General features: G+C 68.2%; 18 protein-coding genes and 1 pseudogene. 11 read left to right on the plus strand and 8 right to left on the minus strand.

From position 1 onward, the window contains the following. Positions 1 to 5: 5 nt before the first annotated feature. The 3 genes from C3489_RS11255 to C3489_RS39310 are packed head-to-tail and all read right to left on the minus strand — an operon-like array spanning position 6 to position 2,489. A complete protein-coding gene (locus tag C3489_RS11255) occupies positions 6 to 389 on the minus strand; it encodes a barstar family protein (protein ID WP_103781604.1) in 384 nt (127 codons plus the stop codon). Positions 390 to 399: 10 nt separating this feature from the next. After that, on the minus strand, positions 400 to 1,113 hold the full coding sequence (locus tag C3489_RS11260) for an ATP-binding protein (RefSeq protein ID WP_258054645.1): 714 nt from the start codon (positions 1,111 to 1,113) through the stop codon (positions 400 to 402). Positions 1,114 to 1,130: 17 nt separating this feature from the next. After that, positions 1,131 to 2,489, minus strand: coding sequence for a DDE-type integrase/transposase/recombinase (locus C3489_RS39310; RefSeq protein WP_103781605.1), 1,359 nt, complete (start codon positions 2,487 to 2,489; stop codon positions 1,131 to 1,133). A gap of 630 nt (positions 2,490 to 3,119) precedes the next feature. On the opposite strand from C3489_RS39310, the gene C3489_RS39315 reads away from it, so the two are divergent. After that, positions 3,120 to 3,530, plus strand: coding sequence for a hypothetical protein (locus C3489_RS39315; RefSeq protein ID WP_258054646.1), 411 nt, complete (start codon positions 3,120 to 3,122; stop codon positions 3,528 to 3,530). Positions 3,531 to 3,625: 95 nt separating this feature from the next. Here C3489_RS39315 and C3489_RS39060 read toward each other — a convergent pair whose 3' ends face one another. Both C3489_RS39060 and C3489_RS11280 read right to left on the minus strand, forming a co-directional pair. Continuing rightward, positions 3,626 to 3,880 carry a DUF6233 domain-containing protein gene (locus C3489_RS39060; protein WP_219821951.1) on the minus strand — a complete coding sequence of 85 codons (255 nt, stop codon included), beginning with the start codon at positions 3,878 to 3,880 and terminating at the stop codon, positions 3,626 to 3,628. A gap of 248 nt (positions 3,881 to 4,128) precedes the next feature. After that, the gene (locus C3489_RS11280; RefSeq protein WP_103781606.1) at positions 4,129 to 4,857 is read right to left on the minus strand and encodes a CBS domain-containing protein; all 729 of its coding nucleotides are present in this window, start codon (positions 4,855 to 4,857) and stop codon (positions 4,129 to 4,131) included. Positions 4,858 to 4,944: 87 nt separating this feature from the next. Between C3489_RS11280 and C3489_RS11285 the strand changes: the two genes are divergently transcribed. The 7 genes from C3489_RS11285 to C3489_RS11315 all read left to right on the plus strand — a co-directional run bounded on the left by C3489_RS11285 (position 4,945) and on the right by C3489_RS11315 (position 12,138). Next, positions 4,945 to 5,331, plus strand: a complete 387-nt coding sequence (locus C3489_RS11285; RefSeq protein ID WP_103781607.1) for a hypothetical protein — start codon at positions 4,945 to 4,947, stop codon at positions 5,329 to 5,331. A 165-nt stretch (positions 5,332 to 5,496) separates the two neighbouring features. Further along, the gene (locus C3489_RS11290; protein WP_103781608.1) at positions 5,497 to 5,745 is read left to right on the plus strand and encodes a hypothetical protein; all 249 of its coding nucleotides are present in this window, start codon (positions 5,497 to 5,499) and stop codon (positions 5,743 to 5,745) included. A gap of 862 nt (positions 5,746 to 6,607) precedes the next feature. Then, positions 6,608 to 7,786, plus strand: a complete 1,179-nt coding sequence (locus C3489_RS11295; RefSeq protein WP_146075308.1) for a CdaR family transcriptional regulator — start codon at positions 6,608 to 6,610, stop codon at positions 7,784 to 7,786. 143 nt (positions 7,787 to 7,929) lie between these two features. Next, the gene (locus C3489_RS11300; RefSeq protein WP_103781610.1) at positions 7,930 to 9,237 is read left to right on the plus strand and encodes an amidohydrolase family protein; all 1,308 of its coding nucleotides are present in this window, start codon (positions 7,930 to 7,932) and stop codon (positions 9,235 to 9,237) included. Further along, a complete protein-coding gene (locus C3489_RS11305; protein WP_103781611.1) occupies positions 9,234 to 9,740 on the plus strand; it encodes an ATP-binding protein in 507 nt (168 codons plus the stop codon). The genes C3489_RS11300 and C3489_RS11305 overlap by 4 nt, the downstream gene beginning before the upstream one ends. A gap of 196 nt (positions 9,741 to 9,936) precedes the next feature. Next, positions 9,937 to 11,361: an MFS transporter gene (locus tag C3489_RS11310; protein ID WP_103781612.1), complete on the plus strand. Its 1,425-nt coding sequence runs from the start codon at positions 9,937 to 9,939 to the stop codon at positions 11,359 to 11,361. 138 nt (positions 11,362 to 11,499) lie between these two features. After that, complete coding sequence (locus C3489_RS11315) at positions 11,500 to 12,138, plus strand: GntR family transcriptional regulator (RefSeq protein WP_181139632.1); 639 nt, start codon at positions 11,500 to 11,502, stop codon at positions 12,136 to 12,138. Between the two features lie 39 nt (positions 12,139 to 12,177). Here C3489_RS11315 and C3489_RS11320 read toward each other — a convergent pair. The 3 genes and pseudogenes from C3489_RS11320 to C3489_RS38645 all read right to left on the minus strand — a co-directional run bounded on the left by C3489_RS11320 (position 12,178) and on the right by C3489_RS38645 (position 16,393). Further along, positions 12,178 to 13,487, minus strand: a pseudogene (locus tag C3489_RS11320) (amino acid permease). Positions 13,488 to 13,612: 125 nt separating this feature from the next. Continuing rightward, positions 13,613 to 15,010, minus strand: coding sequence for an amino acid permease (locus tag C3489_RS11325; RefSeq protein WP_181139633.1), 1,398 nt, complete (start codon positions 15,008 to 15,010; stop codon positions 13,613 to 13,615). Positions 15,011 to 15,076: 66 nt separating this feature from the next. Next, positions 15,077 to 16,393, minus strand: a complete 1,317-nt coding sequence (locus C3489_RS38645) for a DMT family transporter (protein WP_103781614.1) — start codon at positions 16,391 to 16,393, stop codon at positions 15,077 to 15,079. Here C3489_RS38645 and C3489_RS11335 point away from each other — a divergent pair. The 3 genes from C3489_RS11335 to C3489_RS11345 all read left to right on the plus strand — a co-directional run bounded on the left by C3489_RS11335 (position 16,329) and on the right by C3489_RS11345 (position 21,228). Further along, on the plus strand, positions 16,329 to 17,006 hold the full coding sequence (locus tag C3489_RS11335; RefSeq protein ID WP_103781615.1) for an HAD family hydrolase: 678 nt from the start codon (positions 16,329 to 16,331) through the stop codon (positions 17,004 to 17,006). The two genes, C3489_RS38645 and C3489_RS11335, sit on opposite strands and share 65 nt — an antisense overlap. Positions 17,007 to 17,095: 89 nt before the next feature. Beyond that, on the plus strand, positions 17,096 to 18,361 hold the full coding sequence (locus tag C3489_RS11340; RefSeq protein WP_103781616.1) for an aspartate aminotransferase family protein: 1,266 nt from the start codon (positions 17,096 to 17,098) through the stop codon (positions 18,359 to 18,361). Next, positions 18,358 to 21,228: an FAD-binding and (Fe-S)-binding domain-containing protein gene (locus C3489_RS11345; RefSeq protein ID WP_103781617.1), complete on the plus strand. Its 2,871-nt coding sequence runs from the start codon at positions 18,358 to 18,360 to the stop codon at positions 21,226 to 21,228. Before C3489_RS11340 ends, C3489_RS11345 begins: the two co-directional genes overlap by 4 nt. The last annotated feature ends 11 nt before the right edge of the window (positions 21,229 to 21,239 follow it).

Raw genomic sequence — 21,239 nt, forward strand, 5'->3', positions numbered from 1 at the left:
CTGGGCTAACGAAGGCGCAGGCCCCCCGGCAGTTCTTCTTCAATGATCTCGACCAGCCAGTCGAAGGCGGTCGGGCCACGTCCAGCGCGGGCTTCCGCCAGCCTGGCGGCCATACGTGCCTTGTTCGTCGGATGACAGCGGGCGAGCCACCTCTCGAGCTGCCGAGCAGTCTCCGGGTATCCCAGATGCTGGCGGGAGGCTTCGTGATCACGCCACTCGATCACGAAGTCGCCGTCGTCCGGTGTCCCGAAGCCGCCGCGGAGGCAGTCAGCGAAGGCATCAAGGTTCCGGCCGAAGTATCCGCCGCAGCCGATGCTCTCGCCAGCGACCCGCCAGAAGTCCTCCAGCGTCTTGACCTTGCTGCCGTCCAACTCGTATCTCACCGTCACAGCCCGCAGATTACGTCCGGCCTGGCGGCCTGCCTATCCGTTTTGAACTCGTGCTGTTCAGGCAGCACCTCGCACGGGTTCGCCGGAACATGTGCGCTTTAGCGATCCCAACGTTGGTCGTCAGGATGGTGCTCGATTTCAGATATCGCTGGTTGATCACCTGGAACAACGCCGAGGCACCGTCCTCGGGCAGTGGGAGGTAGCCCAGTTCATCGATGATCAGGAGCTTGGGGCCGGCGAAGAAGTTCATGCAGGTCTTCCAGCGGCCTTCGAGCGCGGCCTTGTGGCACTTGGCCGCCAGTTCCGCGGCGGTGGTGAAGTAGACGCGGTGTCCTGCTTCGACTGCGGCCCGGCCGAGTGCGACGGACAGCATGGTTTTACCGACTCCAGGCGGACCGACGAACAGGACGTTGGAGGCGTCGTCAAGGAAACGCAACGTCGCCAGGTCGCGGATGAGCTTCTCGTCGACTCCGGGCTGGGCGGCAAAGTCGAAGTCGTTGAGTGTCCAGGGCTCGGGGAGACAGGCGAATCGCAGCCGAGCGGCAAGCCGGCGGGCCTCGGTGGCTTCGACCTCGATCTCCAGCAGTCGTTCCAGAGCCGCTGTCAGCGACATCCGTTCAGTGCGGGCCTGGTCCAGGACCCGGTTCAGTGCTTCGGCTGCGTCGTTGAGTTTGAGGTAGGACAGATGGCTTCGCAGCTGCTGGAAGCGTCGTGCTTCGCTCATCTGCATAGGCGACGTACTCACTCCGGGTTCTCCTCCTTCGGCGGCGGAACACTCCGCAGCCGGTCGGCCACGGCGGCATAGTGGGACAGGTCGATCACGACCCGCTCGGCCGGATCACCGGCCAGGGATGATCCGCGCAGGCGCTCGGCTTCCGCGATCGCGGCCTCCGACAGCGGCTTGCGGACCTTGCTCTTGCAGGGGGCCCTGTCGGAAAACGACGCCAGCACTGCCCGCTCCAAGGCAATGACATGGCCGTCGTCCCGGATGGTCTGACCGGCGCCCCGCGGGGCTCGGCGGTGCTGAGCGATCACTGCCCGGCCGGCGGTCGCGATCCGCAGGTCGCTCTCGCCGAGGCGGTGCAGCACCTTGACCTGGACTCCGGGCAGGCCCGGCGGGACGGAATAGAAGTTCCCGTCGAACTGCACCAGGCTCTGAGGGCTGACCGTCCGCTCGACCTCCAGCTCGGCCGGAAAGGGCCGCACCGGGATGTCCAACAACACTTCGGCCTGGGCGAGTTCGCCGACCGTAGTGGCCACTCCGCTGATGCGACGGCGTCGCTCGTCCATGCGATGTGCAAGTTTGTCGACGCCGGACTGTGCCTGGGCGACGGTCAGTCCGTCAGGAACCGTGCGCCACCAGCGTTGCGCGGCAGAGTGGTTGACCTTCTCAACCACTCCCTTGCGGTTGCCACGACGGGGCGGGCAGATGTCCACCCCGGCCCCGTAGTACTTCGCAACCGCGGCGAACGCGGAGGTCACCTGCCCGCTGGAGGGGTAGCAGACCGTCGCCATACGGTCGAACCGCCAGCGCCGCGCGGTTCCACCGAGTTTGCGCATGACCTCGTCCAGGGCCTGGACCAGATGCGGAAAGTTCTCGGATTCCGACAGCACCGCCCGCCACCGGCCCGAATGCGCGAGCGCCCCGACCAGGAGATGGGCATGCTCACCCACTGCCCACTCTTGCGGCGGGTCCGGCAGTTCCAACCAGTCGAACTGGATCTCCTCTCCTGGCGGATGAGCGATCACCGCGACGTTCCGGCCGGTCGACGCATGACAGGGCTCGCAGTGCGGTCGGACCTGGTAGCGGCGAAGGGCCCGGGTGAAGGTCGAGTACGCCCCCTGGTAACCCAGGGCGGTCACCTCATCGAACAAGGTCGAGGCCCACAGGTGAGGGTCGTCCGCGAGTCTTTGCCGGCAGTACGGCAGAAAGGGGACGAACGCGTCCGGTGCCCGACGACGCTGATCAGGGACCCGCTCACCGTTCAGATAGGCACGGATCGTCTTGCGGTCCCGGCCCAGGTGCCGTGCGATCGCCGAGATCGTCCATCCCTGGCGACGCAGAGCGTGAGCATCCACGTCTTCCTCCCGCGTGAGCATTCAGGCCCCCGACCAGGCCGAACTCATGGCTCACGCAGGCTCTCCACGACACTCCCGGGCCAACTCGACACGCCGGAAAAGATCACGCGAAGAGACCGAACAAGGTCACACAAAGGGTGGGGAGATCAACAGAGCAGGTTTGCCCCATGCCTTAGCGGGGGGTGGGGAAATTCAAATAGCCCCATCAGGAACTGACAACGCAGCCAGCAGCCCTCGGCGAAGCGCGGCTATCGGCGTTGCTCCTCAATGAGCTCGAGGTAGCGGGTGTACTGGGCGTCGGCGATCTGGCGGTTGCGGACGAGGCTTCCTTCTTCCATGCGGTAGGTACGGTCGGGATGGCCCTTGAAAGAGAGCCAGTTGAAGGACGTGGTGACCCAGAAGTCGTCGTAGACGAGGACCTTGGCGTGGGTGCTCTTGAGGCGGGTGAAGGTGAACTTGTCCTGATGGCGGGCGGTGAGGTTGTAGCTTGCGGACGGCGGCCGGGTCGGTCTTGGTGTCGTGGTCCTCGTAGCCGTAGGCGATGTCGACCTTCACCCCGCGCGCCAGGCGGGTTTCCAGCTTGCTGAGGAACGTGGTGGTGATGATCGCGTTCTTGATCCACGGTGAGATGATCAGCAGGCGGCGCCGGGCGTGGGTGAGGGCTTCGTCGAGGATCTCTGGGTGCTCGAAGACGCCGATGGCGCGGATCTCGTCCGCTTGCGGCTGCGGTTCCGCCGGCGCAGTCGGGGTGGGGCTCTGTGCGCCGAGTTGGAAGGCAGCCTGCTCGGCGCGGTACTGGGTGACTTCTTGCAGGGGGACCCGGGCCCTTTCCAGGTCGGGTTCCAGGACGGGCCGCTCGGGCGGCGGGGCGACGGTTATGCCGAGGGCTTTGGCGCCTCGGTGGAGAAGGCCAAGGCCTCGCGCGGTGAACAAACGGGTCACGCCGACGTGCGCGAGCTGCCCCAACCGAAGAAGACAGCGAAGAAGCAGCCCGCCAAGAAGACCGCGACGAAGAAGACAACCGCAAAGAAGACCCCGCGCCGCAAACCCCGCAGCGCCTGAGCCACGAATCGGTCCGCCCCGTTGGCGGGCGTGTCCCGGTCCGGCCTGGGCTCCGGCAGCCGGTCGGGCTGGGCCGCCGGGCCTGTGTGCCGCGCTCAGTCCAAGACGCCCAGCGCGGTGTCGGGGCGGCAGTACACGCACGCCGGGACCTGCTGCCGCAGTGCCTCCACCGCCTGCTCCCGGGTGGTCGGCTGGCACCGGCCGCTCTTCACGGCCGCCCAGCAGCCACCGGTGTGAACACAGTCGACGTTCTTGCGGTTCAGGCCGTACTGGATCAGCCAGTCCGGCCCGGGCGGCCGCGCCTGCAGCCCACGCTGACGCTCTTCCTCGCGGCGCTCCTCCTCGGCGATCCACCGGCGGGTCCGTTTCCAGGTCCCGCACCTGCACGCGTTCCAGGAAACAAAGCAGCGCGAAGCGCGTCAGAACTGGATCGGTCGTACGTTCGATTTAGGATGGTGGGTGAGCAGTGCCATTGGGGGCCATGGAGGATGTTCTCTGTCAGATGGCCTTGACCATTTGCCAGGTGATCTTGGCGGCGTCGAGCTTCTGGCATTTGATCTTGATCGGTGCTCCTGCGGCTACGAGCTGGGGAATCGACTCATTCGGTTTTGTCGGGTTCGGTGGGGGGCTGGCGACGGCTGTACAGCGGCCAGATAAGGCGCGCGAGCAACATGACGATGGCCGTCGCTGCGATGAATGGGATGAGGAGAGCTGAGGGAGCCAGCGTGGCCGTGTAGATGAGGTATCCCGTGGTGGCCAGGACAAACAGCGGCCCGGCGATGAGGACGACAGTCCTGCGCATGCGCGATCCGAGACTTCCGTCTCCGCGGAAGGCGGCGCTCAATCGCTGGTTATGGCTCTGCTGCTGTTTGTGTTTGGCCATCTGCTGCCCCCCTTCATCTGCTGGCGGTTGCACCGTTACCACCTGTGCGTTCTCCCGGAACTTCCCGGTGTCCTGTTGTTCCTCTACCTCGACGAGTACGGCCTCGGTGATCAGCCCGACGGGGTGGTTGTCGGCGTCCACCACGGCGACAAGATCGGCCTTGTGCCGGTCGAAGACCTCGCGGAGCTGCCGGGTGTCGGCATCCGAGGAGACGGCAGGCACTGGGTGGACGAGTTCAGCGAGCTGTGTGGACCTGTCGTGGGAGCTGGCAGCGATCAGCGCGCTCTGCCAGGTCAGCCCGCCGCTGACCTCCATAGCGGTTCCGACGAGCGCGGCACCTGCTGGACCATGCGCGAGGACGTTAGCAGCATCGGCCAGTGTCAGCTCCGGGCTCAGCAGCGATTCAACGTCGACGACGTACATGATCTGTTCCGCGCGCTTCATGTCGGTCCTTCGTGCAGCAGTGGCTTCGGTCCTCCGTTGGCGGTAACTAGTCCGGTTACATGACCAACGTGTCGATAATGTCTATGTATGCCCAGTTTCGTCGATGCGGTTGTCGTGACGGTAGCGTGCGGCCTCGGCACCTTGGTCGGCAAGGCGCTGAGCCGTCCGAGTGGCCGCAGCATGGAAGATCTGGCTTGGGGGATCGACCTGGCCGTGGCTGCGATCGCCATCCAGGTATCGATCCTCGCGAACCCCCCTCCGGGTCCGAGCGAGCCCAGGGTCTGGTGCCTGGCAGGTCTCTTCGTAGCCCTGATCCTCTTTATGTTCTTCATGCGGGAATGGGGCTGCGTCGGGATGACGGACCGGCTGAAGCAGAGCGCGATTCGGTGCAGCTGCACCTTCGGGATTGCGAGTCTGAACATTTGCTTCTTGGTGAACACCGAGACGTTCATCAATCTTGTCACCGGAAAGTGACTTGCGATGCATCTGCTCCCCTCACCCTCTTACCGACTGTCAGCTACCAGGCCGTCACCCTGTGTTGTTATGGTGACCTGCGATTTCACTCCTGGCCCCGAGTCGGCAGTCAAGATCACTTGGCAAACGGTCAAGATCGATTGTCAGAGGGCAGAGGAGCAGCCAGTGGACGGCCCCGCGATCACCCACGCCCTCGGCCTCAACCCCGCCGACCTTGAGCCGGCGCCGCCACCCGACGGTGGGCGGCTCCCACCCGACTGGGCGGACAGGCTGCGCCGGGGACTGCTCTGCATCGCCTGCGCCACGCCTGCCTCCTACACGACCGTCCGCGCGTTTCCCGGCCTCGGGTACCGCTGGATCGACGTCTGCGGCCCACACCTGCGCATCGCCGTGGGACGAGGCGGCTGTGACTGACGCCGGCCGCTACCACCTCCTTCTGGAGGCCGGCGGGCGGCCCGTGCTGCACGGCTAGTGGAACAGCCTGTCGGTGGCACGCGGCAAGTTCACGCAACTCGTGGGCGAACAAGGCCGCCCAGGTGTCCGCATTACCCTCACCGACGAAGAGACCGGCACCCGGTTGACGACCTGGCCACAGTCTCCCTAGCGCTCTGCCATGCTGGGGATCATGGCCCATCGCCCGTACCCATTGCGCGAGCGCGCCCGCCGACAGATCGACCGCCACTAGGGCAAGATCGACCGATGGTCCGCAGCCCCGCCCCGGCAGCCGCAGACCGCCGACAACAGCGCGAGTGATCCGCTCTAGGTGGGCGAGTACCGGATCTCCACCCGCTGACCGCAGCCAGTTCCTGCTCGGCTACGGATGCCGCGCGTCTCTCTTTCGCCTGTGGCGTACAACGGCCTCCGCGGAAAGAAGCCGCGCACCACGTGTGCTGGGCATCCGCCGCCAGCACACGGTTGCAGCGTTACTCCTCGTGCGCTTTTTGCCCTGTGGGTCCGCTGTGACCTCAAGCTTGCCTACGGCAGGCCGCCTCACACCCCTAGACCGGCATTTCCGGGACGCCCGTTCCGCCACTGTCCACGCCCACATGCCGGCTCGGGCCATAGTCGACAAGACGCTATCCCGTGACAGCGGTCCTTGCGCGGCATATCCCGGTGAGACTCCCGCGTGGGGCGTTGCGGGTGCGCCGCTTTGCCGGGTTGGACGGGGAGGGGTGTTGCGGGCACTCCTGAAGTGTCTGTCTGTCTGACAGTATGTTCCTAGTGGTGCGATGTGCAGACGCCGTTCTGCCTCGCTCTCGGAAGGTGGGAGGCCGCCGTGTTGCAGGAGTTGCAGGACGTCATCAACGACATCTCTGCCGAGGTCGGCGTACCGACGTCGCTCACGGACACCCGGTTGAACTCCATCGTTTTCGGACCCCACGAGGACACCGGAATCGACTCGGTGCGCCGGCAGGCGCTGCTGCTGCGGTCGACTCCTGAGTGGGTGCGTGAGTGGTTCGGGCGCTACGGCATCGACAAGGCGGTCGGCCCGGTGCGCATCCCTGCCGACCCAGAGCGCGGGTTGGCCAGCCGCGTAGTGGTCCCCGCCCGCTATGCTTCGACCACCTGTGGGTATATCTGCCTCCTCGACGTCCATCACGAGCTGGACGAGACACGTCTGAGCACCGTCGTCGATGCCGCGCAGGAGCTGGGGCGCGTGCTGTATCTGGACCAGCAGGCCCGGTACAGCGACGCCGACCTGTTGGCCGATCTTGTGCGGGGGTCGGCGGCGGTTCGGGGCAAGGCTGCAGCTCGCCTCAGCGAGCAGGGGCGCTTCCCCGTCGGCTGGCCGATCACCGTCCTGTTCCTGCGACCCCTGGGTGGAGCGACATCGGGTATGGACGCTCTCGAGCACTGGCTGTGGCGTGACCACGGTGCCCTGCCCAGGGGTGCCCTTCGCTGTCTCGACCCGGAAGGCGCCGTGATCCTGGCACCCGTGCCGCCGACCGCGGTGCCCGCGCACGCACAGCGCATCGTCGATCATCTGCTCGCCGGTAATCACGACCTTCCCGAGCTCATCGTCGGAATCGGTGACGCCCAGTCCGACCTGCATGACGCCCACCTGTCGTACGAGCACGCCCACCTGGCGGCGCGGGCGGCGATGGTCTGGCCGGAGACGGGGCCGGTGTGCTCCTGGGACCGGCTTGGCGCACTACGCGTTCTGATCGGTACGCCCGGGCATGTGCTGCGGTACCTGATGGACCCTCGGGTGGCTTTGCTCATAGAGGGGCAGCCCTCCCACGCGGGTCTCATCGACACCCTCGAGACCTATCTCGACTCCGGCTGCGACAACCAGGCCACCGCGGCGCGTCTGCATGTGCACAGGGGCACGGTGTACTACCGCCTGGAGAAGGCGGCCGCTTTGTGCGGAATGGATTTGAGTGATGGTCTGGACCGGCTCGCCCTGCACCTGGGGATCAAGTTGCTGCGGTTGCTCGAGTCGAAGGCCGACTGAGCCGCCGACCAGGCGGCCACCCGGCCTCTGAACGATTGCCGTACGGCGGGGGGCGTTCTTCGCAACGGTTGTCCATGGTTCGGCTCGTTGGCGGTTTCTAGCGTGAGCAGCAGCCTGCTGGCACACCCGCGAAGGAGCCCGACGTGGACACGTTCTACCTGGTCAATGCCCGGATCATCGACGGCAGCGGGGCCGACCCCGTCGAGACCGGCTGGATCCGTGTCGAGGGCCGGCGCATCACGGGCGTGGGCCGGTCCGTTGTCGACACCGGCCGTAACCAGGTCATCGACGCCGGCGGCCGCACCGTCCTGCCGGGTCTGATCGACGCCCACACCCACCTCGCGGCCACCGAGATGCTCAACCTGGTGGACACGGTCTCTCGACCCGTTCTGGCCGCGAAGACCTTCGCCAACATGCGCCAGACACTGGCTGCCGGCTTCACCACCGTGCGGGACGCCGGGTTCACGGACTACGGGTTCAAGCAGGCGGTGGAGGCCGGCCTTGTCCCGGGCCCCCGGATGTTTCTTGCGACCGGCCCCCTGAGCCAGACCGGCGGGCACAGCGACTTTCGGCCAGCGGAGGTGCAAGACCGGCAGCGGCCCAGCGACGGTCTGTACCACCCTGGTGTTGTCGTCGATGGTGTCGCACAGTGCCAATGGGGCGCCCGAGAGGTGCTGCGCCGCGGGGCGGACCAGATCAAGATCATGGCCGGGGGCGGCTGTACGTCCCCGACCGACCACGTGACCCACACGCAGTTCACCGCCGAGGAGATCGCGGCCATCGTCCAAGAGGCGCGGGCCCGGCACACCTACGTCATGGCGCACGGTTACACGCCTGAGTCGATCCGGACCTGTGTCGCGGCCGGTGTGCGCAGTATCGAGCACGCCAACCTGGTCGACGAGGAGGCCGCCGAGGCGATGGCCGTGGCCGGTACCTTCGCCGTTCCCACCATCGCTACGTTCGACCTGCTGGTTCGTGACGGGCAGGAGCAGGGCCTGACGCCCGACAGCGCCGCCCAGGCCGCGCAGGTGCTGGAGCGGGCGTACGAGGCCCTGCGCATCCTGCGGGACAAGGGCGTACGCATCGGCTCCGGCTCCGACGTCCTCGGCGCGCACCAGCCCTTCAAAGCACTGGAACTGCAGCTCAAGGCATCCGTGCTGGGCCCGCTGGACGCGATCGTGGCCGCGACGCGCACCAACGCCGAACTACTGGGGCTCGCCGACGACCTCGGCACACTCGCACCGGGGAAGATCGCCGACCTGCTCGTCGTCGACGGAAATCCCCTCGATGACATCTCGGTCCTGCAGGACAGCGGCCGCATCCACCTCGTGGTCAAGGACGGCCAGGTGGTGGTCGACCGGGTCGGCCCGTCCTCTGCCTCTTCACTCTCGTCCGTGTCGTCAACGCAGGCCTGGCGGCCGACGCTGGAACCGGAAGTTGTTGTGCCATGACCACCGCAGTGATGCCCGCCCCGGCGCAGGGATCAACCCGTCCCGGCGTGAGCGCACGCACCCGCACCTCCCACCCCGGGGGCGGCGTCCTGCTGCAGGACGCCGCCCTCGCGGCCTGCCCGGCCGAGGCCAGGTGGCTCGGCTCGATCCGCTCGTTCGCCCGATCCGCGCTTAGCAGATGGCCGCTGTCGGCAGCCACATGCGATGCGGCGATGGCCGTCCTGGGCGAGTTCACGGCCAACGCCGTCGTGCATGGTCGTAGCGAGCTCTATCTTCTGATGATCCTGTCAGACCAGCACCTGGCGCTGTCCATTCGCGATTGCGGTGAGATCCGCCCGCCCTCTGAAGAGCCCGCCCTGGCGGACGACGAACACGGCCGCGGGCTGCTGATGGTGGACGTGCTGGCGGAGCGCTGGGAAGCCGAGAACACGGAGCTCGGCTGGTGCAGCACCGCCTGGCTGGCGGTACCGGCACCGGTTCAGCGCGACGTGGCCAAGACGTAGTGCACAGGCCACCGGGAGTTCTTCGTCAGATGCCCAAAGGGATGCAGGCGAACTCGGAACCGGTGCACATGTCTCCTGCCTTCCACGGCTCCTACGGTCCTTCCCACCAGCGGCGTTCCCCGCTCCTGGCCCTCCTCCCTCTTCGTTCGGGCCCGGCTCCCCCACAGCCCCAGCGCCCCCGATCCCGAGGACCGACATGAACCACATCGCACGGCTCGAACGTCTGCCTCTGAGCCGCATCCATCGCAAACTCCTGATCATCGGTGGTCTCGGATACACCTTCGACGGTGCCGACGCCGCGATCATCGCCTTCATCCTGCCGGTCGTCGCCCACCAGTGGGCCCTGAGCGCCGGGCAGATCTCCCTACTGGCCAGCGCGCTGCTCATCGGATTCCTGTTCGGTGCCCTCACGGCCGGCGCGCTCGGCGACAAGCTGGGCCGGAAGAGGGTGATGCTTGGGTCACTCATCGTGTACACGGGCATGACGCTGGTTGCCGCATTCAGCCCGAACTACTGGGTGCTGTTCACCTTCCGCGTGCTGGCCGGCGCCGGTATCGGGGCGGAGAGCGCGATCATCGCTCCCTACCTGTCGGAGTTCGTGCCAGGCTGCCACCGTGGCCGGTTCATCGGCGCGGTCGCCGGCTTCTTCTCCTTTGGGTACGTTCTGTCCGCGCTGATCGGCCGGTACGTGATCTCACCGTTCGACAACGGGTGGCGGTACGCCCAGCTCATCCTGGCCGTGCCCATCCTGGCGGTGATCTGGTGGCGACGATCCATGCCGGAGTCCCCGCGCTACCTGCTGTCCAAGGGCCGCGTGGAGGAGGCGGAGCAGGTGGTGAGCGTGCTGGAGGACGCGGTGCGCAAGGAGACCGGTGCGACCCTGCCGCCCGTTCCCGACGACACGGACACGGTGTCAGCGACCGGTCACCTCGCTCATGCCTCCATGGGGAAGAAGCTCGGCGTGCTGTGGAGCGGCCCCTTCGCCAAGCGGACCTTGGTGGCCTGGGTGATGTGGTTCTGCCTCACCTTCGCCTACTACGGCTTCTTCACGATGATGCCCAAGCTGCTGGCCGACAGCGGCATGACCGTCGTGAAGTCCTTCAGCTTCGTGCTTTACATCTACCTCGCGCAGATCCCCGGCTACTTCAGCGCCGCGTTCCTGTCCGAGTACCTCGACCGCAAGCGGTCCATCGCCCTGTACCTGTCCGGAGCGACCCTGGCCGCCCTCGGCATGGCGCTGTCCGACTCCAGCAGCGCGATCATCGGGTTCGGCGCCGCGCTGTCGCTGTTCATGAACGGTGTCTACGCCCTGCTCTACACGTACACTCCCGAGACCTATCCCACCGAGATACGCGCCACCGGTCAGGGGACCGCTTCGGCCTTCGGCCGCATCGGCGGCATCATCGCCCCGTTCGCCTTCACCGCCGCGGCGGCGCAGGGCGGGCTGAACGCCGTCTTCGGCGTCACATCGGTCGTCCTGCTGGCGGGTGCCTTGACCGTCCTGTCACTGGGGCTCGCCACCAAGGGGCGCACACTTGAGGATCTCAGCGCGGAGCGCCGGGGCCGCACCACGGACCCGGACCGTGCGGCCGCCCCGCTGGAGAGCCCGGCATCGCCCTGACCTGCGGTCGCCCGATGCGCCCCGGCATGCCTCCAGCCTGGGCGCATCGCGCATGTCCCGGACCCGCCGACAGGCCTCCAGTCGGTGTCAGACTGTGTGACAATTCGTCCATCACTGTAATGAGTGAGGGGATGTGCCGTGCTGCAACGCGTCACAGCTGTGCAGGCGCTGACTGAGGAACTGCGGCGGCAGATCCTCAACGGCGACCTGCCACCGGGCTCGAAACTGCCGGAGGTGGAGCTGGCCGAGCGGTTCAAGGTGGCGCGTCCCACTGTGCGCACGGCGGTGCAGCATCTGGTCGAGCGCGGCGTTCTGCGTCGTGACACCGGCCGCTCGGCCGTGGTGCCGGAGCTGAGCCGCACGGACGTGCGCGACGTGTACTTCGCGCGGGAAGCCGTCGAACTGCACGTGGTCGGCCATCTGTGCGCACGCGACGGGACACCGGCACGCCTGAAGCCGGTGCGGCAGGCGATGGACCGTATGCGGGATCTGCCCGATGGCGCCCCCTGGAAGGAGGTGGCCGAGGCCGATCTTGCCTTTCACGCCGCGCTGGTCGAGGCAGCCGGCAGCACGCGGCTGGGTCGGCTCTTCCACGGCCTGATGGAGGAGATGCGGATGTGCCTGGTCCAGTTGGAGGCTCACTACCCACGCCGCGCCGATCTGATCGATGAGCACGAGCACCTCCTGGACGCCCTGGAGGCGGGCGACGCCCCTGTGGCCCGGGAGCGGATGCGGGCCCACCTGGACAGCGCAGTCACGGCGCTCACCGGCGACTGACCGCCGACCCCGTCAAGGGCGGGCGGCCGCTCGCACCTGCTAGCGAACAGCGACGGCCTTGTGGCGCCATCGCACGATCAGGTACGTCGCGAGGATGGCCGCCAAGCTCAGCACGCTCAGGTACAGCTGCGAGCGTGCGTCCGGGACCAAGAGCATCGAACTCACCACGCCCACAATGGCCACGAGAGTCATCCAGCTCAGATACGGGTAGCCCCACATTCGCAGCTTGAGCCGCTCAGGCGCCTCCGACTCCAGCTGTCGGCGCATCCTCAGCTGCGACCCAGCGATGATCGCATAGATGAACAGGCCCACGGCCTTTACCGAGTTGATGATGAAGTCGAAGATGATGTCCGGGGCGACGTAACTCATGGCCACGGCGACATAGCCGGCAGAGGTGCAGGCCAAGATGGCCTCCAGGGAGTGCCCTTCCGGTTGCGTTCAGCGACCCAGCGGGGCGCCCACCTGTTGCGCTGCAGCGCAAAGAGCATCCGGGATGCGGTGTACAGCCCGGAGTTGAGGACCGACAGCACCGTGGTGAGGACGACCAGGTTGACGACTGTCGCCGCACCAGGGATGCCCAGCCTGCCGAAGGCGGCGGCGTAAGGGCTGGTCCGGGTCGGGACCTGGTCCCACTGCGTGATCATCACCAGCAGGGTCACCGAGCCGACGTAGAAGGTGATCACGCGCCATACGGTCGCGGACGGCGCCTTGACCACCGACTTCACCGGGTCGGCTGACTCAGCCGCGGCGATCGTGACGATCTCCGTGCCGACGTAGGCGAAGATCACCAGCACAATGCCGTGCAGGACCGAGAAGACTCCGTTGGGAGCAAAACCGTCCAGCGCCGCATTGCCCACGGACAAGGTGGCACCTGGCCACAGGCCCAGCGCGAAGAGGGTGCCGGTGGCCAGGAAGACTACGATCGTGACGACCTTGATGGAGGACAGCCAGAACTCGGTCTCGCCGAAGGCACGGGTGGACACGAGGTTCGACGCGGTGAGCAGCGTCATCAGCACCAGCGAGAAGACCCATTGCGCTACGCCGGGTATCCACAGCATCAGCAGTTTGGCGTCGGCTACCGCTTCGAAGGCCACGACGCCGATCCAGAAGTACCAGTAGAGCCAGCCGATCGTGTAGCCGGCCCAGCCCCCCAGCGCGGTACGCGCGTACTCCATGAACGATCCGAGCGTCGGCTGCGCGGTCGCCATCTCGCCCAGCATCCGCATGACGAGGACGACCAGGAGACCGCCGAGGGCGTAGGAGAGGACGGCGGCCGGGCCCACGGTGTGGATGACCGATCCGCTGCCGACGAAGAGGCTGGCGCCGACGATCCCGCCGAGGGCGATCATCCGTACATGACGCTGCTTAAGGTGCCCCTGCGTGTCTGGGTTGGTGCTGCTCGCAGGTGACACCGGGGGAAAGCTGCACTGTGTGGTCCTTCCGAGTGCCTTGGGTGTCGAGGAGCAGCTGCCGGTCAGTGGACCGGCTCCTCCTGCGGGTCGGCCGACTGGGCGTGCCGGGAAGCCGCGACTGCATGCCGCTTCTGCCGGGCCCACGCACACACCAGCACCACCAGCGCGACGCCGACCGACCACAGCAGCTGGGGCCGGGCCGCCGTGTCGAACAGCATGGTGACCAGGACGGCCAGGATGCCGACGATGGCGACCCACGTCAGGACGGGGAACCCCCACATGCGCAGTACGAGCCGCTCGGGAGCCTCCTGTTCGAAGCGACGGCGCAGCCGCAGCTGCGAAACGGCCACCACTAGCCAGACGAACAGGGCCACCGCGCCGGAGGAGTTGAGCAGAAGCGTGAAGGCGAGGTCGGGGGAGTAGTAGTTGAGGCCGACAGCGAGGAAACTGAAGGCGACGGAGGCCCAGATCGCGCGGCGTGGGACGCCACGGGAGGTCACCTGAGTCCACGAGCGCGGCGCGTCGCCGCGTTCGGCGAGCGAGAAGGCCATCCGGGACGCGGTGTATACACCGGAGTTGAGACAGGACAGCACTGCGGTCAGCACGATGAAGTCCATGACGGGAGCGGCACCCGGGATGCCGATGTGCTGAAGAACGGCCACATACGGACTCGTTCCCGTCTTGCTGCTGTCCCAGGGCAGCAGGGTGACGACGACGGCGATCGAGCCGAGGTAGAACACCAGGGTGCGCCAGATGACGCTGGCGATGGCCTTGGCGACGGCACGACCTGGATCCTTCGACTCCGCGGCGGCGATGGTGACGATCTCGCTGCCCATGAAAGCGAAGACGACCGTCAGCATGCCGGTCACGACCGCTCCGCCGCCGTGCGGGAAGAACCCGCCGTGGCCGGTGAGGTTGGCCATGCCGACGGCTTCGGTGCCGGGCAGCAGACCGAAGATGGCCAGGCCGCCCAGGGCGATGAAGACCACGATGGCGCCGACCTTTATGGCCGAGAACCAGAACTCGAACTCCCCGTACGAGCCGACGGAGTAGAGATTGGTTCCAGTGAGCACGGCCATGACCGCCAGCGCGACGAGCCAGGCAGGCACCTCGGGTATCCAGTTGTGCACGATCGCCGCGCCGGCGGTCGCCTCGACGGCGAGAACCACCACCCAGAACCACCAGTACAGCCAGCCGATGGTGAAGCCGGCCCAGCGGCCCAGGGCCCTGTCGGCGTAGGACGAGAAGGAACCTGTCGCCGGGGAGGCCGCGGACATCTCGCCGAGCATGCGCATCACCAGCACGACCAGGATCCCGGCTAGCGCGTAGGACAGGAGGATGGCGGGACCGGTCGCCCGGATGCCGGCGCCCGATCCCACGAACAAGCCGGCGCCGATCACCCCGCCGATGGCGATCATGCTCAGGTGGCGGCCTTTGAGCCCGGTCTGCAGTTGCTGCATAAGTGATCCCTTTCGAGGCGTTGCTGACCATGTCAGCGGGTGAGCAGGACGCAAGCCCGCAGGAGGTCAGGGCGAAAGCCCGCCGTCCCGTTGTGGCCGCATCATGAGAGCAAGTCCGAACAGGACCAGCACGATCCCGAGCCAGCGCAGGACCGACAGGCTTTGGTTCAGCCACACCGCGGCCAGCACGGCGGCGGTGGCAGGCTCCAGCAATGAGATGGTGACCGCGGTGGGGGAACCGAGCCGGCTGACACCGTGGGCGAACAGGGCGTAGGCGACGGCGGTGGTGAACACGCCGAGGTACACCACGCCGGCCAGACGCCCGGGGTCTGCGGCCGCCCAGGGCACGGCGCCGGGCAGCCACGGCGTGAGGGTCAGCGCTGCTCCGCCGAAGATGGCCGCCACCGCGGTGGCGGGCCCGTGCCGACGGGCGACGGCCTGGATGGTGTCGGCCTGCGCGGCATACAGGGCGGCCGCCAGCGCCGCGAATGCGGTGCCCTGCAGGCTGAAGGCGAGGGCGCCGCCGGGTAGCGACACCAGCGCGATGCCGGTGACGGCCACGGCGGTGGCGACGGCCCATGTGCGGCTGACGGGCCGCCGCGTCACGAACCGGGCGGTGAGGCCCGCCAGGATCGGGGCGCCTCCGATAGCGATCACCGTGCTGGTGGCCACACCCGACAGTTCGACAGCATGGAAGTAACACACGGAGAAGCCGGACACGGCCACGGAACCGAGGGCAACCGCCATCAACTCCCGCCGCTTCCAGGGAATATCAGGTGAGCGTCGCCACCGGGCCAGCAGGTATAGGGCTGCGGCGCCGATGAGGAGACGCAGCTCCGCCATGTGCAGCAGGTGTCCGGCCGGGAAGAGGGCCGCCACCGGTCCGAGGGTGCCCCAGATGACGGCACCCCCAGCGGTGGCGGCCGCAGCTCGGCCGGTGTGCGGGTGCTGCCCTGAGGGCGGAAAGGACGAGGCGCCGGATGCGACGGTGTCGGGCGAGCGGGCAGGGGGCGGCATCGAAGGTCTCCGACAGGTTCGGGACGGGGGTAAGGAAGGAGGGGGAGGCGGCTTCGGGGAGCCGCTGGTGCCGAGGACCGTAGAGCGCCCGCGTGACGGCGAACCATGTGCATCTGTTGAAAGAAGGTGCCGCGTTCTCTGGACCCCTGTCGAAAGACGCGCGGCGCGAAATCGTAGACGATCCGACTGTTGGCGCTGCTGGTGCTCGCGGTTCACCCCGGGGACACCGCCCGCCTCCTCTGACAGAGACCGACATAGCCCCCTGAGACACCCCGCATTTCTGAGAACCTGGAGAACATCAATGAGCGAGAAGCGTTGGGTCACCTTCGACTGTTTCGGAACCCTCGTGGACTGGCGCCACGGCATCGCCACCGGTATCGAACTGGTCGCGCCCGGCAGGGGCTGGGAGCTGCTGGACGTCTACAACCGCCACGAGCCGCAGGTGCAGCGCGAGCACCCCGGCATGTACTACAGCGACGTCTTGGCGGAGTCCCTCAAGCGCACGGCCGCCGAGGTGAAGCTCGACCTGGTGGAAGAGGACTTCCGGGCCGTGACGGCCGGCTTCCCGTTCTGGCGGGTCTTCCCCGACACGCGGCAGGCCCTGCGCGAGCTGCAGGAGTCCGGCTGGAACCTCGCCCTACTCACCAACTGCGACCGCGTCCTCATCGGCGAGACCCAGCGCCGTCTGCAGATCCAGTTCGACGCGATCGTCACCGCCGAGGACTCCGGCGCGTACAAGCCGGCCCACAACCACTTCGAGTACTTCGAGAAGTCCCTCGGCGTCACCCGTGACCGATGGGTGCATGTGGCGCAGAGCTACTTCCACGACATGATCCCGGCGAGCGAGCTCGACATCACCCGCGTGTGGATCAACCGGCTGAACGAGAGCGACGACCCTTCGATCGTGCACGCGGTGCGCCACGACCTGACCGACCTGGCGGCCACCGTCAACGAGGTCCACCAGAAGTTCAACGGCTGACCCCCGCCCTCGATCCGTGCCGGGCACCGTTTCGCGTGTCCCCGGTGCCCGGCACGTCCCACAGCCCACCCCGTCCAAGGAGTCCGCGCATGACCAGCCTGTCCCCGCACCTGCGCCAAGCCACCCCCGTCACCGTCGAACGCGGCGAGGGCGTCCACCTCTACGGAACCGACGGCCGCCGCTTCCTGGACTTCACCGCCGGCATCGGCGTCACCAGCACCGGCCACTGCCACCCGCGCGTGGTAGCCGCCGCGCAGGAGCAGATCGGCAAGCTGATCCACGGCCAGTACACGACCGTGATGCACCAGCCGCTGCAGCAGCTCGTCGAGCGGCTCGGGGACGTGCTGCCCGCAGGCCTGGACAGCCTGTTCTTCTCCAACTCCGGCAGCGAGGCGGTTGAGGCGGCGCTGCGCCTGGCCCGGCAGGCCACCGGCCGCCCCAACATCGTCGTCTTCCACGGCGGCTTCCACGGACGTACCGTCGCGGCCGCCTCCATGACCACGTCCGGCACTAAGTTCCGCACCGGCTTCTCCCCGCTGATGGGAGGCGTCGCCGTGGCCCCGTTCCCCACGGCCTTCCGCTACGGCTGGGACCAGGAGACCGCGACGCGCTTCGCGCTCAGCGAGCTCGACTACCTCCTGCAGACCGTCACCGCACCGCAGGAGACGGCGGCGTTCGTGGTCGAGCCTGTGCTCGGTGAGGGCGGCTACATCCCGGCCGACCCCGCTTTCCTGCGCGGGCTGCGCGAGCGCGCCGACCGTCACGGCATCGTGCTCGTGCTGGATGAGATCCAGACCGGATTCGGCCGCACCGGCCGCTTCTGGGGCCACGACCACGCCGAGGACGTCCGCCCCGACATCATCACCATCGCCAAGGGACTGGCCAGCGGCTTCCCGCTGTCCGGGATCGCCGCCTCCCGAGAGCTGATGAGCAAGGCCTACCCCGGCTCCCAGGGCGGCACCTACGGCGGCAACGCCGTGGCCTGCGCCGCCGCCGTCGCCACCCTCGACGTGATCCGCGACGAGAAACTGGTGGAGAACGCCGACGCCATGGGACAGAGGCTGCGCGCCGGCCTGGAGGACGTCGCCCGCACCACGCCGGGCATCGCCGACGTCCGCGGCCTTGGCCTGATGCTCGCCAACGAGTTCGTCACCGCCGACGGCGACCCCGACCCGGCCACCGCCGCCCGGGTCCAGCAGGCCGCCGCCGCGGAGGGGCTGCTGCTGTTGCTGTGCGGCCCGTGGAACAACGTCGTGCGCATGATCCCGGCGCTGGTTATCGACGAGACCGCCGTCGACGAGGGACTCACCGCCTGGAGGACGGCCGTCGACAAGGGCACGGCCGCAACGTCATGACCAGCACCGCCCCCGCTCCGATCACTGCCGAGGGCCTCGTGGAGGCCCTGCGCCGCGAGGTGCCGTCCCTGAGGGTCGACACCTCCGGCGGACGGCGTGCCCAGTACGCCTACGACGCGTCCAACTATCGGGTGCCGCCGCTGGCCGTGGCGTTCCCCGCCGGCGCCGACGAGGTTGCCGGCGCACACCGGGTCTGCCACCGGCTCGGCGTGCCGGTCACCTCCCGCGGCGCGGGCACCAGCATGGCCGGTAATGCCATCGGTGCCGGCCTCGTGCTGGACCTGTCCCGTCACATGCGGCGCGTCCTGGACATCGACGCGACCGCACAGACTGGGCGCGTCGAGGCCGGCATCGTCCTGGACGATCTTCAGGAGGCCGCCGCGCCGTTCGGCCTCGTCTTCGGCCCGGATCCGTCCTCGCACAGCCGCTGCACCATCGGCGGCATGATCGGCAATGACGCGTGCGGCAACCATTCCGTGCGCTACGGCCGCACTGGCGAGCACCTTCTCGCTCTCGACCTGGTCCTGGCCGACGGCACCCGCGCCGTCGCCGACCGCGACGGGCTGCGCGCCGTGGACGAGGCGGGCCGGGAGCGGGTGGCGGAACTGACCGCAGCCCTGCGCGGCATCGTCGACACCCATCTGGCGGAGATCCGCCTGACCCTCGGCCGCATCCCCCGCCAGGTATCCGGATACCAGCTGCAGCATCTGCTGCCCGAGAACGGCTTCGACGTCGTCCGCGCCCTCGCCGGCACCGAGGGCACCTGCGCCACGGTGGTGTCCGCCACCGTGCGGCTGATGCCCAAGCCGCCGGCCGCGCTCCTGGTCGCACTGGGCTACGACGATGTCGTCGACGCGGCCGAGGACGTGCCGCTGATCCTCAAGTTCTCCCCCGCCGCGGTGGAGGGCCTGGACGAGGCGATCGTGGCCACCATGCGCCACCGCCGGGGCGATTCCTCGGTGAGCGGACTGCCCCAAGGGCGGGCCTGGCTGTACGTCGATCTCGACGGTGAGGACCCGCAGCAGGTGGCAGCGGAGGCCGAGCGCCTCCTGGACGAGCTGAAGGCGGCGGGCCGGATGGTCTCCGGCCGCCTGATCACCGACCGCTCCGAGCGGGCCTCGCTGTGGCGGGTCCGCGAGGACGGCGCAGGGCTGGCCGCCCGGCTGACCGACGGCAGCGCGTCGTGGCCCGGCTGGGAAGACGCGGCGGTCGCCCCCGACCAGCTGGCCGCCTACCTGCGCGACTTCCGCGCTCTCATGGCCCAGCACCGACTCACCGGGGTGCTCTACGGACACTTCGGCGCGGGATGCGTCCACGTGCGGCTCGACTTCCACCCCGACACCGAGGACGGCCGCGCCGTCATGAGGGCCTTCCTCACCGACGCCGCCCGCCTCGTCGTACGCCACGGAGGCACCCTCTCCGGCGAGCACGGCGACGGCCGGGCTCGCAGCGAACTGCTGTCGGTGATGTACGACCGACCGATCCTGGACGCCTTCGCCGCGTTCAAGCACGCCTGGGACCCCGAGGGACTGCTCAACCCGGGCATCCTCGTCGATCCCCGCCCCCTGGACGCGGACCTCGCTTTGAACACGGGCCGCAGCGCTGCACGGTCCACGGTGTTCGCCCTGCTGGAGGACCCGGACGGCATCACCGCGGCGGCCAACCGCTGTGTGGGCGTGGGGCGTTGCCGCAGCCACACCGGCGGCGTCATGTGCCCCAGCTACCGGGCCACCGGCGACGAACAGCACTCCACCCGCGGCCGTGCCCGGACCCTGCAGGAGATGCTGCGCGGCGCCCTGCCCGGCGGCTGGCGCTCCCGCGAAACCCGCGAGGCGCTCGACCTGTGCCTGTCGTGCAAGGCATGCTCCAGCGACTGCCCGGTCGGCGTCGACATGGCGACCTACAAGTCCGAGTTCCTGCACCACCACTACAAGGGGCGGCTGCGCCCGCTGTCGCACTACTCGCTGGGCTGGCTGCCGCTGTGGACGGCACTCGCCGGGCGCATGCCGAAGCTGGTCAACGCGGTGATGGACAGCCGCCTCGGCCCCTGGATCGCCCGCCTGGGCGGGGTCACCACGAAGCGGAGCCTTCCCGCCTTCCACGGACGGCGGGCATGGCAGCAGGGTCTGGCCGAGCCGGTCGAGAACTGCCCTTCGGGCGTACTCCTGGTGGACTCCTTCACCAAGGCGTTCCGTCCCGAGCTGGCAGGGGCTGCCTCTCGCGTCCTGGCCGAGGCGGGACTGCCCACTCGGGCCCGCGGTGACGTGTGCTGCGGCCTGACCTGGATCACGACCGGCCAGCTCGGCATAGCCCGCCGCGTGCTGGAGCGCACCGCCGTTGCGCTCGACGCGTCCGAGGGACCCATTGTGGTCACGGAACCCAGCTGCGCCGCCGCCCTCGCCAAGGACCTGCCGGAACTGGTCGACACCGAGGCGGCACGTCGAGTTGCCGCGCGAGTGCGGACCTTTACCGGGGCGCTCGCCGAGCGAGCGGCCGCAGGCTGGCGCCCCGAGCGCGTGCCCGACGAGGTGGTCCTGCAGACCCACTGCCACCAGTACGCCGTCTTCGGCGCCGGACAGCAGCGGGAGCTGTTGCGCGACCTCGGCATCCAGAAGATCACCGAAGCCACCGGATGCTGCGGCGTGGCCGGCAACTTCGGCTTCGAACACGATCACTACGACGTGTCGATGGCCGTCGCCGACCAGGCACTGCGTCCCCGGCTGGAGGCCGCCGACCCCGGCACGCCAGTCCTGGCCGACGGGTTCAGCTGCCAGATGCAGATCAAGCATCTCGTCAACGACGACGGCCCCGGCGCCACCCACCTGGCACAGCTCCTGGACAACCCCTCATCCCTTTCCGATTCCTGAGGTTTGGAGAA

Source organism: Streptomyces sp. Ru71 (assembly GCF_002920535.1).
Taxonomy (GTDB): Bacteria; Actinomycetota; Actinomycetes; order Streptomycetales; family Streptomycetaceae; genus Streptomyces.